General features: G+C 48.0%; 13 protein-coding genes and 10 tRNA genes. 4 read left to right on the top strand and 19 right to left on the bottom strand.

What is annotated here, in order from left to right; all coding sequences use genetic code 11:
- Positions 1 to 212: 212 nt before the first annotated feature.
- From ACIFQN_RS00705 to ACIFQN_RS00660, 10 genes are all read right to left on the bottom strand, one after another.
- A tRNA-Pro gene (locus ACIFQN_RS00705) sits at positions 213 to 289 on the bottom strand.
- A gap of 81 nt (positions 290 to 370) precedes the next feature.
- Positions 371 to 444, bottom strand: a tRNA-Arg gene (locus tag ACIFQN_RS00700).
- Positions 445 to 450: 6 nt separating this feature from the next.
- Positions 451 to 526, bottom strand: a tRNA-Gly gene (locus tag ACIFQN_RS00695).
- Positions 527 to 607: 81 nt separating this feature from the next.
- Positions 608 to 694 (bottom strand) — tRNA-Leu (locus tag ACIFQN_RS00690).
- Positions 695 to 754: 60 nt separating this feature from the next.
- Positions 755 to 830 (bottom strand) — tRNA-Lys (locus ACIFQN_RS00685).
- Positions 831 to 872: 42 nt separating this feature from the next.
- Positions 873 to 949 (bottom strand) — tRNA-Asp (locus ACIFQN_RS00680).
- Between the two features lie 4 nt (positions 950 to 953).
- Positions 954 to 1,030, bottom strand: a tRNA-Met gene (locus ACIFQN_RS00675).
- Between the two features lie 29 nt (positions 1,031 to 1,059).
- Positions 1,060 to 1,135: transfer RNA gene (locus tag ACIFQN_RS00670), tRNA-Val, on the bottom strand.
- 111 nt (positions 1,136 to 1,246) lie between these two features.
- Positions 1,247 to 1,323: transfer RNA gene (locus ACIFQN_RS00665), tRNA-Glu, on the bottom strand.
- Positions 1,324 to 1,338: 15 nt separating this feature from the next.
- Positions 1,339 to 1,431: transfer RNA gene (locus ACIFQN_RS00660), tRNA-Ser, on the bottom strand.
- Between the two features lie 436 nt (positions 1,432 to 1,867).
- On the opposite strand from ACIFQN_RS00660, the gene ACIFQN_RS00655 reads away from it, so the two are divergent.
- Positions 1,868 to 2,332 (top strand): N-acetyltransferase family protein, encoded by a 465-nt coding sequence (locus ACIFQN_RS00655; protein ID WP_429831095.1) that lies wholly within the window; start codon positions 1,868 to 1,870, stop codon positions 2,330 to 2,332.
- 62 nt (positions 2,333 to 2,394) lie between these two features.
- Here the strand turns inward: ACIFQN_RS00655 and ACIFQN_RS00650 are convergent, their stop codons facing one another.
- The 7 genes from ACIFQN_RS00650 to ACIFQN_RS00620 all read right to left on the bottom strand — a co-directional run bounded on the left by ACIFQN_RS00650 (position 2,395) and on the right by ACIFQN_RS00620 (position 9,008).
- Entirely contained in the window at positions 2,395 to 3,159 is a 765-nt protein-coding gene (locus tag ACIFQN_RS00650) for a type III pantothenate kinase (RefSeq protein ID WP_429831094.1), read from the bottom strand.
- 12 nt (positions 3,160 to 3,171) lie between these two features.
- On the bottom strand, positions 3,172 to 4,020 hold the full coding sequence (gene nadC, locus ACIFQN_RS00645; protein WP_429831093.1) for a carboxylating nicotinate-nucleotide diphosphorylase: 849 nt from the start codon (positions 4,018 to 4,020) through the stop codon (positions 3,172 to 3,174).
- A complete protein-coding gene (gene nadB, locus ACIFQN_RS00640; protein ID WP_429831092.1) occupies positions 4,007 to 5,629 on the bottom strand; it encodes an L-aspartate oxidase in 1,623 nt (540 codons plus the stop codon). The genes nadC and nadB overlap by 14 nt, the downstream gene beginning before the upstream one ends.
- Before the next feature lie 140 nt (positions 5,630 to 5,769).
- Positions 5,770 to 6,195 carry a Fur family transcriptional regulator gene (locus ACIFQN_RS00635; RefSeq protein ID WP_429831091.1) on the bottom strand — a complete coding sequence of 142 codons (426 nt, stop codon included), beginning with the start codon at positions 6,193 to 6,195 and terminating at the stop codon, positions 5,770 to 5,772.
- Between the two features lie 38 nt (positions 6,196 to 6,233).
- Positions 6,234 to 7,073, bottom strand: a complete 840-nt coding sequence (locus tag ACIFQN_RS00630; protein WP_429831090.1) for a metal ABC transporter permease — start codon at positions 7,071 to 7,073, stop codon at positions 6,234 to 6,236.
- A gap of 33 nt (positions 7,074 to 7,106) precedes the next feature.
- On the bottom strand, positions 7,107 to 7,877 hold the full coding sequence (locus ACIFQN_RS00625) for a metal ABC transporter ATP-binding protein (RefSeq protein WP_429831089.1): 771 nt from the start codon (positions 7,875 to 7,877) through the stop codon (positions 7,107 to 7,109).
- A gap of 153 nt (positions 7,878 to 8,030) precedes the next feature.
- A complete protein-coding gene (locus ACIFQN_RS00620) occupies positions 8,031 to 9,008 on the bottom strand; it encodes a metal ABC transporter substrate-binding protein (RefSeq protein WP_429831088.1) in 978 nt (325 codons plus the stop codon).
- A gap of 194 nt (positions 9,009 to 9,202) precedes the next feature.
- On the opposite strand from ACIFQN_RS00620, the gene ACIFQN_RS00615 reads away from it, so the two are divergent.
- From ACIFQN_RS00615 to ACIFQN_RS00605, 3 genes are all read left to right on the top strand, one after another.
- Positions 9,203 to 9,694 (top strand): PCYCGC motif-containing (lipo)protein, encoded by a 492-nt coding sequence (locus ACIFQN_RS00615; RefSeq protein ID WP_429831087.1) that lies wholly within the window; start codon positions 9,203 to 9,205, stop codon positions 9,692 to 9,694.
- A gap of 160 nt (positions 9,695 to 9,854) precedes the next feature.
- Positions 9,855 to 10,190: a PadR family transcriptional regulator gene (locus ACIFQN_RS00610; protein WP_429831086.1), complete on the top strand. Its 336-nt coding sequence runs from the start codon at positions 9,855 to 9,857 to the stop codon at positions 10,188 to 10,190.
- Positions 10,187 to 11,476, top strand: coding sequence for an FtsW/RodA/SpoVE family cell cycle protein (locus tag ACIFQN_RS00605; protein WP_429831085.1), 1,290 nt, complete (start codon positions 10,187 to 10,189; stop codon positions 11,474 to 11,476). Before ACIFQN_RS00610 ends, ACIFQN_RS00605 begins: the two co-directional genes overlap by 4 nt.
- Before the next feature lie 72 nt (positions 11,477 to 11,548).
- On the opposite strand, the gene nadA is transcribed toward ACIFQN_RS00605, so the two are convergent.
- Both nadA and ACIFQN_RS00595 read right to left on the bottom strand, forming a co-directional pair.
- Entirely contained in the window at positions 11,549 to 12,493 is a 945-nt protein-coding gene (gene nadA / locus ACIFQN_RS00600; RefSeq protein WP_429831084.1) for a quinolinate synthase NadA, read from the bottom strand.
- A gap of 115 nt (positions 12,494 to 12,608) precedes the next feature.
- Positions 12,609 to 13,478 (bottom strand): HAD family hydrolase, encoded by an 870-nt coding sequence (locus ACIFQN_RS00595; RefSeq protein WP_429831083.1) that lies wholly within the window; start codon positions 13,476 to 13,478, stop codon positions 12,609 to 12,611.
- Positions 13,479 to 13,490: the final 12 nt, after the last annotated feature.

The raw sequence follows: 13,490 nt of genomic DNA, 5'->3' as shown, positions 1-13,490 counted from the left end.
AGTTTTCAAAGAGCATTTTTAGTTCTGCTAAACTAGCAGGAACTACATCGTAGCACATTCTCTTTTTTGGTGTCAACCTGTTTTTTAAAAATTTCTTCACCATTCTGCTTCTTTCTTTTCTGAAAGCGCAGATTTCAAATGTACCACACTTCATTCAGTTAAGTCAACCATCTTTTTTTCAAACAAGCGTTTAAACTTGAAAGTATAATCAATGGTCGGGAAGACAGGATTCGAACCTGCGACCCCTTGGTCCCAAGCCAAGTACTCTACCAAGCTGAGCTACTTCCCGATTATATCTTTTTGTCGTGGCCCCCCGAAAAGTACTCGGAATAGGCTACAACGCTCTTCTTCACTTTTTAGGGTGTAGAAGCGTGCCCTGAGAGATTCGAACTCCCGACCTTTTGATTCGTAGTCAAACGCTCTATCCAGCTGAGCTAAGGGCACATGTTATGGAGCGGACGAAGGGTCTCGAACCCTCGACCTTCGCCTTGGCAAGGCGACGCTCTACCAATTGAGCTACGTCCGCATATATAATGAATTAGTTGTGGGGTCTCCGAAAAGTATTCGGAATACGCTACAAAGCTTCACTTCACTTTTTGGGGCTGTTTGGTGCGGTCAAGAGGACTTGAACCTCCACGGTGTTGCCACCACTAGAACCTGAATCTAGCGCGTCTGCCAATTCCGCCATGACCGCATTATAAATCCGGCACCCGAAAACATTCGAAACAACACTATGCTTCTTGGGGTTAAAAACTGGTGAGCCATGAAGGACTCGAACCTTCGACCCTCTGATTAAAAGTCAGATGCTCTACCAACTGAGCTAATGGCTCGTGCTATGTTATTGCTAGCCATCCAAACCGTTAGGGTAAAAATGGCGGAGCTGACGGGACTCGAACCCGCGACCTCCGGTGTGACAGACCGGCGTGAACTCCAACTTCACCACAGCTCCATTTTGGTTGCGGGAGCAGGATTTGAACCTGCGACCTTCGGGTTATGAGCCCGACGAGCTACCGAGCTGCTCCATCCCGCGACGTTACTAAGTCACTTTATGAAATTAAGTGGTGGAGGCTGACGGGATCGAACCGCCGACCCTCTGCTTGTAAGGCAGATGCTCTCCCAGCTGAGCTAAGCCTCCAACATCCCCACAAAGTGAAGGGTATGCTCTGAAGCATATTCCGAGTACTTTGCGGGGGTCCCGACAACTTCAATGATGATAAGAACCATCCATTTACTTTGTGGGGTAATATGGTGACCCGTAGGGGATTCGAACCCCTGTATGACAGCGTGAAAGGCTGCTGTGTTAAACCGCTTCACCAACGGGCCATATGTAGTGTGTTATGGCGGATGGAGTGGGATTTGAACCCACGAGACGGGTCGACCCCGCCTACACGATTTCCAATCGTGCTCCTTCGGCCGCTCGGACATCCATCCAGAGTATATCTAAAGTGGATCGAAGTGACCCAACTTATTATTGCCTTCCAGATCTCAAATGTTATCATGTTATCTCGAAGAAAGCAAGAACTTTTTTTAATTTCATTTAAAAAGTTTACCGTGACCGCACTACTCTGCTAGGCACAATAGCCATTGTATCCTCTGGAGTACCTGCTGTCAACGAAAAGAAGTAAAAAACCTTTTCTTTTTTTCGACCCTCGATCGAACCACGAAATTATGATCACCAAAGACGTCGAGAATTAACCGCCTTCCTTTTCTTCTTTATTAAGTGGATTTCCAGGATTATTTTCATACCTAACCGCATATGGACTAACAAGACAGACAATCTCCGGCAGCAAGCGAAAGGGGGATCCAGATACTTCTTGCCAGGCACGCAAAACGAAGTGATGATTAACTTAGGAAAGGATGTGAGAATATGACCCTAATTCGTCAAGCCACCAATCAGGATGCGGCAGTCGTCTGTAGAATCGATGCCATGGTTTTAGGCAACACGAGCCGCTCCTTTGAGCTGTGTAGTGCCATTGCTGCAGGTCATTGCTACGTTGCTTCTTTTGATATGGACATCATCGGTTTTGCCATTATGAATCAATCCTTTTTCAAGCAGAGCTTCGTTGAATTAATCATGGTGCACCCACAGTATCAAAACCGAGGTGTCGGTGAGGATCTTCTATTGTATGTAGAATCCATCTGTCCTACTGATAAATTGTTCACTTCCACTAACTTTTCCAACAAACGAATGCAGCGCCTTTGCCACAAGCTAGGCTATGTCTACAGTGGCACAATTGACCATCTTGACCCCAGCGACCCTGAGCTGTTTTTTTGTAAAAAGATAAGAAAACCTCTATCGACGACTTTTCAAGGAAGAGCGACCACGTTTTAGTCAATCCATACAAAAACAGCCATAGCACTCGAAACCGCTACGGCTGTTTTTGTTACGCATTCTTATTGATTTCGTTCATAAATCAAGCGAAGCCCTTTTAACGTCAAAATAGGGTCAACGACATGGATACACTCGGTTTCATCCGCTACGATGGAAGCCAGCCCCCCGGTCGCTACTACCGTGGGCTTCGTACCAAATTCGGCGATGATCCGACGGACGATGCCCTCCACCTGGCCGACAAATCCGTAGTAAATGCCCGACTGCATGGCTGTTATCGTGTTGCGGCCTACTACACTCGCTGGCTTGGCTATTTCAATACGCGGCAGCTTGTCAGCACGGCTAAACAGTGCTTCCGTTGAAATTCCGATTCCCGGAGCGATCGCCCCACCCCAATACTGCCCCCGCTCATCCACATAGCAAAAGGTTGTGGCTGTCCCGAAATCGACGACAATCAGCGGTGTCCCGTAATAATGAATGGCTGCCACAGCATTGACGATCCGGTCCGATCCGACCTCACGCGGATACTCATACTTGATGTTCAGCCCCGTTTTGATCCCCGGTCCGACTATGAGCGCTTTTCGCTTCAGGTACTTTACGCACATTCGATCGATCGTATCGTTCAGAGGTGGTACCACAGAGGAAATGATGATTCCGCTCACCTCATCCAGCGCAAGCCCTGCGCTGTCAAACAGACTCTTTACCAGCATGCCGTACTCGTCTTCCGTCTTGTGGCGATCTGTAGCAAACCGCCAATGATGCCGCAGTAAATCACCCTCGTACAAACCCATGACCACGTTGGAATTGCCGATGTCGATCACCAATAACATAGGAATTGCTCCTTACCGCTTCCGTGTATTCAAATCAAGACTGATATCGAGTGCTTTGACTGAATGAGTCAAGGCACCTACTGATATAACATCCACGCCCGTTTTCGCGATAGATCCAATCGTCTCCAGGTTTACGCCACCAGACGCCTCGACCACTGCCCGTCTGTCAATGAGTTGAACAGCTTCGGCCATTTGCTCAGTAGACATATTGTCCAGCATGATAATGTCAGCGCCTGCATCGAGTGCTTCTCGTACCTGGTCAAGCGACTCCGCCTCTACCTCGACTGTCATCGTGTGGGGAATCGCTGCGCGTGCGGCCGCCACGGCCTGTGCAATGCCACCTGCTCCTTTAATATGGTTATCTTTAATCATGACCGCATCGTACAAGGCAAAGCGATGGTTATAGCCACCCCCGACACGAACGGCGTATTTCTCCAAAAAACGCAGCCCTGGCGTTGTTTTGCGCGTATCCACTACCCGAGCGTTTGTTTCGGCTACGGCCGCCGCGTACTCACTTGTTTTCGTAGCGATGCCGGAAAGCCGCTGCATCAAATTCAGCGCGAGGCGCTCCCCGCTTAAAATCGAACGTACCGAGCCGCTCACCTCAGCGATTTGGTCACCAATTTCTACTCGCGCTCCTTCTTCTACTTTTGCGCTAAATGAAAGGTCAGGGTCTACCGTCTCAAACACCTGCTGTGCAATCGGCAATCCTGCAATAATCCCTGCTTCTTTCGCATACAGAATACCGATGCCTTGTTCACTCTCAGGGATCGTGTTCATCGTAGTGACGTCCCCAAATCCAATATCCTCGTGCAGCCATTCTTCAATTTTTCGCTGAAGCTCTCGTTTATTCCACATCATGCTGGTCACTCTCCTCCTGAACACCTTGGCTAGCAGATTGAATCAAATGCTTGCGCCAAATCAAATCGTCCTTATTTGGGAAATCAATGCGGTAATGTCCTCCTCGGCTTTCTTCCCGCATTAACGCAGCTTTCGTCGTGAGCACCGCTGCATTCAACAGATTCAGAAATTCAAATGCCTCTTTTTCATCAAACTGAAAATGATAGTATTGCTCCATGCGTTCCAGTTCTGCCAATGCTTTCGTTAATCCCTTTTCATGCCGTTTCACACTGACATGGCGAAGCATCAGCTTTTGCAGCTTTAGCCGTTGTTCACGTGCATTGAACGTACGTTGTTTGCGGTGTTCCGAAGCCACGGAAAAAGACCGAACACCAGGCAACTCGGGCAGCTCCTTGATCCGCTCCGAAATCCGATGCCCAAACACAACCGCTTCTGACAATGAGTTGCTCGCAAGTCGGTTCGCCCCATGAACACCCGTGCAGGATGCTTCTCCGCAGGCAAACAGCCGTTTTGTTGTGGTTTCGCCGTGCAGATCAGTCTGCACTCCGCCCATGATGTAATGGCAAGCAGGCGCTACTGGTATCCAATCCGTTACCATATTTAATCCATACTGGAGACAAAAGTTGTAGATCGTCGGAAACCGATGTTTGATCAATTCCTCTGACTCGTGGGTAATGTCCAGATAGACGAACGAAACATTCGTCTGCTCCATCTCTGAAACAATCGCCCGCGCCACGATATCGCGAGGGGCAAGCTCTTTTTGTGGGTGGTACTTGTCCATAAAGCGTTCACCATTACTGTTACGTAAAACCGCCCCTTCCCCACGAACTGCCTCCGAAATCAAAAAGCGCGGCGCACCTGGATAGTACAGCGCTGTCGGGTGAAACTGAATAAACTCGACATCCTTGATTCGTGCACCTGCGCGATAGGCGATCCCGATCCCGTCTGCTGTAGCGATTTCCGGGTTGGTCGTATAGCGATAAAGCTGACCAGCTCCCCCTGTGGCGAGTACGGTCGCTTTCGCCTCCAGGAAAAACAGCTCTCCATCCGGACTCTGTACAATGACTCCTGCGCATTCGCCTTCCTCGGTGATGACATCAATGGCAAAATGATGCTCCAGCACGTGAATGTTCTCCTGTTCCTTGACCCTCGCAGATAAGGCACGGACGATTTCTGCCCCTGTTGCATCCCCATTCGCATGCAAAATACGCCGCTTACTATGCGCACCCTCTTGGGTCAGTTCGTAGCGGCCATGTTCATCCCGATCAAATTCCGTTCCATATGCAATCAGTTCTTTCAAGCGATCCGGACCCTCATGAACCAATACTTCCACTGCGCTATTCGAACAAAGTCCTGCTCCGGCAAGCAACGTATCTTGACGATGAAGCTCGGGCGAATCAGATGTTGCCGTTACGGCTGCGATTCCTCCCTGCGCCCAGCGCGTATTGCTATCATCCAATCCCTTTTTACTGATTAATACAACATCAGCGTATTCACTCGTTTGCAGCGCCGTATACAAGCCAGCGATCCCTGCACCAATAACAGCTACGTCCGTTTTCATTCGAGGCAGAGTGTGCAAATCAAAGTCCACAATATAGCGGGGAATCATAGCTGTGTCCCTTCTCTCCATTGTATTAAAAAGGTGTGAAAAAACTGATGATTTCCCACCCATTATAGCAAATAGATGCTAGAAAAAAACAAAAAAGAGCATCCGCAATAGACGGACACTCCCTTTTCAACAACAAATACTTAATTGGTATGTGAAACACAGTCCTTACATGTTCCGTACACTTCAAATTTGTGGCCTGTCACCTCAAAATCATCAGGAACAGAGGCCATAATGTTCATCGGGCAACCAGGCAATGACGATGTTTTTCCACATTCTGTACAAATCACGTGGTGATGGTGGTGACCGTCTGCTGAACAAGCCAGGCGGAATTTCCCCTCACCATCCAGCTCAGTCTCTTCCAATATCCCCAGCTCAACAAAAGTGGAGATGTTGCGATAAACGGTATCAAAGCTAAGCGTTGGGTAGTGCTCCTTGATTCGTTCCATAATATCCTTGGCCGAGAGATATCGCTTTTCCGCAGCGCAGATGCGAATCATCTCCTCCCGCTTGCCGGTATATTTGAATCCGTGTTCTTTCAATATTTGCAGCGCTTCTTCTACTTTCATCGACAAACACTCCTTCCTTTTGTCTTAACCAGGTGATCTTATCGCAAAAGAACCCGCAGCTTCTTCGCACCCAAGACAACCAGTAAAATCGATACAGCCATCAAGACAATTGTACCACCAGATGCCCAGTCCAGCAGATAGGCAAAATATAGTCCGCTCAAAACCGATGTTTCCGCAAAGAGAATCGAGAAAAAGATCGTCTGGCGAAAGCTTCCCGCAATTTGCAAACTGGCGGCAACCGGAAGCGTAATCAGCGCCGAGATCAACAGCACACCTACGATTCGCATGGAAGCCGCAATCGTCAAGGCTACCAATACCATAAACCATAAGTTGATAGAGCGTCTGGCCACACCTGACACGCGGGCGAACTCTTCGTCAAAAGAAACCGCAAACAGCTCCTTGTAGATCAAGAGTACCGTTCCCAAAACAACGACAGCTACACCAATCAGCGCATACAAATCTTCAATAGAAACCGTAACGATTTTTCCAAATAAGTACGAATACAAGTCGGCGTTAAAGCCATCCGCTACGCTGATTAATACAGTGAACAATCCGAGGCCCGTCGACAAGATAATCGGAATAGCAAGGTCTTGATAGGCCTTGTACACCTTGCGCAGCCGTTCAATAAAGAGCGACCCTACCACTGCAAACAACATCCCAAAAAACAAAGGATTAATAGCCGAGAAAAATGCCACTTTCTTTGACACCAGCATACCTGCCGCTACACCTGAGAGTGTCACATGCGACAAGCCATCCGCCATCATAGATAAACGACGAACGATGAGAAACGTGCCGAGTACCGGACAAATTAGTCCAATTAATATCCCCGAAAACAGGGTATACCGCAAAAAATCATACTGCCACCAATCAGCAAGCATGTTCATACTCCCTCTTTTTACGTGTTTACGATCTTAATGGTGGTGAGACAAGAGTTTCACCGAATCACCGTACATACTTTGCAGGATTTTTTCCTGGTTATGCTCAAAATCATGCGCTGTTCCGTGGAAGTGAATTTTCTTTTGCACACAGGCAACCTTGTTCACCCACTGCGTCATGACCCCTACATCATGGCTGACAATCATCATCGTCAGACCGCTTTCCTCTTTTAACGAGCGCAACAAGCCGTAGAACTGCTCAATCGACTCCTGGTCCACACCCACAGTGGGTTCATCCAAGATCAATAGCTCAGGCTCTGCTACAAGAGCGCGGGCAATAAAGACACGCTGCAGTTGACCACCAGACAAGCTGCCAATCCGCTGATCGAGCTTTGCAGTAAGGCCAACCCGTTCAACCGCTTCTCTCACACTCTCATGGTGAAGTGTTGTCAACCGTCGAAACAATCCTACCTTGCCCACCAGCCCGGAAGCGACTACTTCGCGCACCGTTGCCGGAAATCCGCCAGCTCCATGCGCCACCTGCTGTGCCACATACCCAATTCGGTTCCACTCACGGAATTTGGATAAAGGCTGACCGAACAGCTCCACCGTTCCTTTGGTAGGCGACAGCAGGCCGAGAATCAGCTTCATCAAGGTCGACTTCCCTGAGCCGTTCGGACCGACGATGCCAACAAAATCTCCACGCTCCAATGTGAAGCCAACCTCATCGAGAACCACTTTTTCTTCATATTGAAAGGATACTCCCGTAAGCTTTACGACAGGTGAACCTTGCGTTGTCCGTTCCATGAATCAACCATTCCTTAAATCGGATTTGTTCTGATTTGATTTCCCTTCATCCTACTACGATTTTCCCACAACCACAAGTCTATCTTGGATAAAAAGCGCTGGGTGAAAAAAGATGCCGCTCCCACAGAAGCGACACCCCTCATCATTTTCCCCTTATTTTAATGCAGCACGCAATGTTTCTAGGTTGTCACGCATGATCGTCAAATAATCACGACCTGCCTTGACATCATCTTGTGTAAGACCTTCCAGCGGATTGAGAGTTGCCGTCTTCACGCCAGCTTCCTTAGCAATAACCTCGGCTACTTTCGGCGATACCAATGTTTCAAACAGGACATAGGTGATATGGTGCTCCTTAACATGCTCAACCAAGTTTTTCAATTGTGCCGGAGACGGTTCATCCGCAGGGTTCACACCTGAGATGGCTACCTGCTCCAGACCATAACGGTTTGCCAAATAGCCAAATGCACTGTGCGAAACCATGAATTCCTTTTTCGTTGTTTGCGCGATCATTTCTTTAAATTCCTTATCCAATTGGTCTAGATCACTTGTAAGCTGTTGAAAGTTCTTTTCGTAATCCGCAGCGTGTGCCTGGTCTTTTTGCACCAATGTATTTTTCATTTTTTCTGCCTGTGCCTTCAGCTTGGTCGGATCCAGCCATACGTGCGGATCAAATTCACCGTGATCATGCTCATGCGCTTCCTCGGCATGCTCGTCGGTTTTGCCTTCTTCCTCGTGCTCATGTGCTGCTGCATGAAGCAAATCCAAGCCCTCTGTAGCATTGACGACTACCGTTTTGTTTTTGTCGAGATTGGCTACAGCCTTATCCACCCACAGCTCCAACCCACTGCCGTTGAACGCGAAGATATCCGCACCCGCCAGTGCCACCATGTCCTTCCCAGTCGGCTCGTAATCATGCGGTTCTACGCCTGGCGGAACGAGATTCGTGACGTCTACATGCTCTCCACCAATACGCTTGGCCGCATACTCCAATGGATAGATCGTCGTGTATACTTTTGGTTTTGCCGCTGTTTGACCATCCGTTTGCGGAGTGCTGGCCGTATCTTTTGCCCCGCAACCTACAATACTCACAGCAGTAATCAGACTTATGATAGCCAATAGGCCCTTTTTCATCTCTCATATCCTCCTGACCTAATTCAAAATGATTCCGATTTACTTCTCTCATCGTTTTTCATTATACGGACACGTGTCTAAAAAGTAAATAGGATTTATTCCGATTTAAATGGAATATCTATACTTCCCCTTTCATAGCTACACAATTTCTTCCTTGCATTGTGATAAGATAAGGGGCAGGGGGTATGTCCACAATGAAACGCAAATCATGGTTAGCCATTAGTATCGTTACTGCAGCCCTCCTGAGCGGCTGTGGCTCTACCGACAGTGCCGGCAATGAACATGCCGATCACACTCAGCACGCACCCAATGGCGATCTGCAGGAAATGACGGCTTCGGTAGATCAGCTTCCCAAGTTTTTAGATAATCAGGATCCAGTCATTATTGAATCGTACAAGATTGCCGGGGCCAATCGTGAGCTGCTCAAATCCATTCCTTGCTTTTGCGGATGCGGAGAAAGTGCAGGTCACCAGCACAATGGCAACTGCTTCATTAAAGAAGAACTGCCGGACGGCTCCATTGTGTGGGATGATCACGGAACCCGATGCGGAGTTTGCATGGAAATCGCAGTCATTTCCTCCAAGCTGAAAGAGGCAGGCAAAACGCCGACGGAAATTCGCAACTACATAGACAATGCCTATAAAGAAGGGTACGGAAAACCAACACCTACACCTATGCCTTCCTAAAATCTCTGTCAGCACTATACCAAAGGCTTCCTCACATCGGGAGCCTTTTTCTATTGCTGCTGCAATTGTACCGGCAACCACTTGCCAAATAATGCTGACTTGTTTTAGAATCATACATAGATATCCGATGTATCGAAAATCTATGTATAAGGTGGTCCCCATGAAAATCAACAAAGAATTGATGAAGGGCAGCACGGTTATTCTGATTCTTACCCTGCTTGATCAAAAGCCTATGTACGGCTACGAGATGAGCAAAGCGATGGAAAAAAACTCAAATGGAGTCCTCTCTCTCAAAGAAGGCACACTCTACCCGATCCTCCACACGCTAGAATCAGAAGGCATGGTTCATTCGTATTGGAGCAGTGGTGATGGGGAAAGAAAACGGAAATACTACGAAATTACCTCGGAAGGCAAGAGTCATCTCAAGGATAAAAAACAAGAGTGGGTCGCTTTCCGTACCGCAGTAGATCATGTACTAGGAGGGGGACATGCATGAAGGGAAATGAAAAGATAGATCATTACATACAGACCGTTTGCAAGCAGATTGGCAACAAGGAAGTACATCCGTCTATCACCCTGGAATTAGAGGGGCATATAGCGGATAAGCTGGACGACTTTCAGTCCATGGGAGTTAGCGAGGAGGAAGCTGTTGAAAAAGCGATTGCGGCCATGGGAGATCCTGTTGCCATCGGTCGGCAGCTTCACCAGGCTCACAAGCTTCGTATGGAGTGGAGTATATTTGGACTTGCAGCCATACTGATTGGGTTTGGACTCCTTTCCATGTATTCGCTCAACACCGCTCAAGATCAGGGCGGATTGCTTGAGCGGCAGTTGATCGGGGTACTAATAGGCAGCGTGCTTTTCTTCGCTATCCTCTTTTCCGATTACACCAAACTCAAACGATACAGTATTCCTCTTTATTTCATTACGCTTCTTCTTTTGCTCTATACTTCGCTAACAGGAAAAACCATTAACGGACAACCACAATTCCTATTGGGAAGTTGGCATATCAATATCTTTGCCATCGCTCCCTTCCTTTTCGTTGTGTCAATGGCAGGGATCTTCGCCGAATGGAACTGGAACGCACGTTACTCTGTCGTGAAAATCTTTGCTTTTTTTGTCCTTCCCTTGCTAGTTCTGCTGGGAGGAAAAAACACATTTTCTGTTCTTTTGTATCTCGTTGGGTTTCTTGTACTTATCCTCGCTTCCCGGGCAAGCCGACAGATCATTCTTTCCTTCCTGGGCATTTCGATCCCAACTGTTGCGGGCTTTATTTATTTCGCTATGAGCCGCCACCAATGGGAGCGAATTCTCAGCTTTCTTGATCCTTATGCCGATCCGAACGGAAGAGGATACGTTCTCGTACAGTCTATGAAAGCTTTGACGTCCGCCGGCTTATGGGGCAACGGCATCGGCTCGAGCCTGGACGCACTCCCTGCCATCGAGTCCGACTTTATCTTTACCTATATGGTGTACAGCTTTGGCCTGGCAGCTGGATCGGCACTCCTTATCATCGGCATATTGCTGTTTGCCCGTCTGCTCCGCGCCACGAAATTGGTAAAAGATCGTTACGGATTCCTGCTGCTATCTGGGTGGATGGCTCTCTTTTTCACTCCTTATTTTTGGAGTATTTTCATGACTATTGGGCTGGTGCCTCCTACCTCGGCCGTCTTGCCATTTGTCAGCAATGGGATCGTTAACCTCGTCCTGCAAATGGCTATGATCGGGCTAGTTCTCAATATTTATCGTCACAAAGATATCATTCCGCTTACCAAACACTAAAAAACTCACATACAAAAAGGGAGTGAAGCCTATGGTGGCTCTACTCCCCTTTTGTTTCCTCCTGATCATCTATTACGCCGGAGCTACGTCCAGCATGCGTTCCAGAGAGGCACGCGCTGCATCAGCGACATCTTTTGGAACAAAAATCTCAGGCTTCATATTCTCCAATGCTTCCACACATTTTTTCAAGTTGTTTACCTTCATGTTCGGGCAAACCAGGTACTTGGAGGCAAAAATAAACGTTTTATCCGGACTATCCTTTTCCAGCATGTAACGCGTGCCATCCTCGGTACCGATAATAAATTCCTTGTGGGACGATTCACGGCAATACTTGAGGATTCCTGTCGTAGAGCCCACATAGTCTGCCAAAGAAACGACTTCTGGACGGCACTCCGGATGAACAACAACTACTGCTTCTGGGTGCTGAGCTTTCAATGTCATGATATCTTCAACAGACAACTGGTCGTGCGTATTGCAGTATCCTTCCCAGATAATCATCTTCTTGTCGGTAAACTGGGAAACGTAATGGCCCAGATTTTTATCCGGTACCCAAATGATCTCATCGCTGTCTACGGACTCGATCACCCGCTTCGCGTTGGACGACGTACAGCAGATGTAGGTTTCCGCTTTGACATCAGCAGAAGTATTAATATAAGCCACTACCTTCGCGTTCGGATGCTGTGCCTTCAGCTTGCGAAGTCCCTCCACATTCACCATGTCTGCCATTGGACAGCCTGCCCGTTCATCGGGGATGATCACTGTCTTTTGGGGATTGAGAATTTTTGCACTTTCTCCCATGAAATGAACTCCACAGAACAAAATCACATCCGCATCGGTTTCTTTCGCTTTTTGCGCCAATCCGAAAGAGTCCCCGATGAAGTCAGCTACTTCCTGAATCTCCGGGCGTTGATAAAAGTGAGCAAGAATAATGGCGTTTCTCTCTTTTTTTAGTTGCATTAGCCGTTCACGTAACTCAGCGTTTCGCTGGGCTTTTTTTTCTAACGCTAAAGCGTCCATGGAAAAAATCCCCCTACGGTGGTGTCATAATTTACGGTCATTGTAAGCTGATTACCCTGCCTTGTCAATGTAGTGCGTTTGCAATTCGTTAAGATTTTCGAGCAATTCCCCGTGACTATCCCCGTATTTTACCAATGACGCGTTCCTGGATAAATCTCGCGACACCGTCCTCATTATGGTGCGGAGCTGTATATTTTGCCAACTGCTTAATCTCCTCTGAGGCATTTTCCATCGCTACCGGGTACCCCGCGCCGCTCAATGCCTCTCGATCATTCTCCGCATCTCCAAAAGCCATCACGTGCTCAGGCTTGATGCCCCATTTGCCGCAAAAATAGAGAAGACCTTCCCATTTCGAAACGCCTTGGGGAATTATCTCCACATTATGCTTGCCCGAAGAAGTAATCGTCGCCCGGGTACTCCACGGCTCCAGTTGGTTTCGCACCCACTCCAATCTCGCAGGACTACTGTGCCAGATAAAGATCTTTACGATTTCGCTCTCCCCGGAATTCACCCTATCCACCATCTCTGCCAGAGGGACGACTCGGGCCAGCTTGTAAAAGGCAAACCTGCGCATGGAGATTCCTTCGACAGAAGTATCTTCCTCGATCAATTTTTCGAGGCGTTCACGGTCTTCTTTCACCATCAAACGATTACTGGCTGTATCGCTCAGCTCGTAATAAATCGGCTCCTGTCTCAATGCATGTATGGCATCTATCACCATGTCCTTAGGCAAAAACGTACGCTGAACCTGTGTCCCATCCGACTCATACAACGTCGCCCCGTTGCTGCATACATAGCCATCGAAAGGAAAGGAATCAATGGGGATTTGTGCTGATCCATACGTTCTGCCCGTAGACAAAACCAGTTTGCAGCCGTTCTCTCGCAGCTGACGACACGCTTCCTTGGTAACCTCTGTCATTTGTGAATCTTGGTTTAACAAGGTTCCATCCATATCAAAAGCAGCCAAGCCCGGTGTGAGTAGCATCCATTCTCCCCC

It is taken from the genome of Brevibacillus sp. NRS-1366 (assembly GCF_050467985.1).
The sequence above is the reverse complement of the archived record's forward strand: the minus strand, read 5'-3'. Positions and strand labels throughout refer to the sequence as shown.

Excerpts from the sequence above, each read along its gene's own strand:
- ACIFQN_RS00655 (WP_429831095.1), top strand. The coding sequence starts at position 1,868 with ATGACCCTAATTCGTCAAGCCACCAATCAGGATGCGGCAGTCGTCTGT.
- ACIFQN_RS00650 (WP_429831094.1), bottom strand. The coding sequence starts at position 3,159 with ATGTTATTGGTGATCGACATCGGCAATTCCAACGTGGTCATGGGTTTG.
- nadC (WP_429831093.1), bottom strand. The coding sequence starts at position 4,020 with ATGATGTGGAATAAACGAGAGCTTCAGCGAAAAATTGAAGAATGGCTG.
- nadB (WP_429831092.1), bottom strand. The coding sequence starts at position 5,629 with ATGATTCCCCGCTATATTGTGGACTTTGATTTGCACACTCTGCCTCGA.
- ACIFQN_RS00635 (WP_429831091.1), bottom strand. The coding sequence starts at position 6,195 with ATGAAAGTAGAAGAAGCGCTGCAAATATTGAAAGAACACGGATTCAAA.
- ACIFQN_RS00630 (WP_429831090.1), bottom strand. The coding sequence starts at position 7,073 with ATGCTTGCTGATTGGTGGCAGTATGATTTTTTGCGGTATACCCTGTTT.
- ACIFQN_RS00625 (WP_429831089.1), bottom strand. The coding sequence starts at position 7,877 with ATGGAACGGACAACGCAAGGTTCACCTGTCGTAAAGCTTACGGGAGTA.
- ACIFQN_RS00620 (WP_429831088.1), bottom strand. The coding sequence starts at position 9,008 with ATGAAAAAGGGCCTATTGGCTATCATAAGTCTGATTACTGCTGTGAGT.
- ACIFQN_RS00615 (WP_429831087.1), top strand. The coding sequence starts at position 9,203 with ATGAAACGCAAATCATGGTTAGCCATTAGTATCGTTACTGCAGCCCTC.
- ACIFQN_RS00610 (WP_429831086.1), top strand. The coding sequence starts at position 9,855 with ATGAAAATCAACAAAGAATTGATGAAGGGCAGCACGGTTATTCTGATT.
- ACIFQN_RS00605 (WP_429831085.1), top strand. The coding sequence starts at position 10,187 with ATGAAGGGAAATGAAAAGATAGATCATTACATACAGACCGTTTGCAAG.
- nadA (WP_429831084.1), bottom strand. The coding sequence starts at position 12,493 with ATGGACGCTTTAGCGTTAGAAAAAAAAGCCCAGCGAAACGCTGAGTTA.
- ACIFQN_RS00595 (WP_429831083.1), bottom strand. The coding sequence starts at position 13,478 with ATGCTACTCACACCGGGCTTGGCTGCTTTTGATATGGATGGAACCTTG.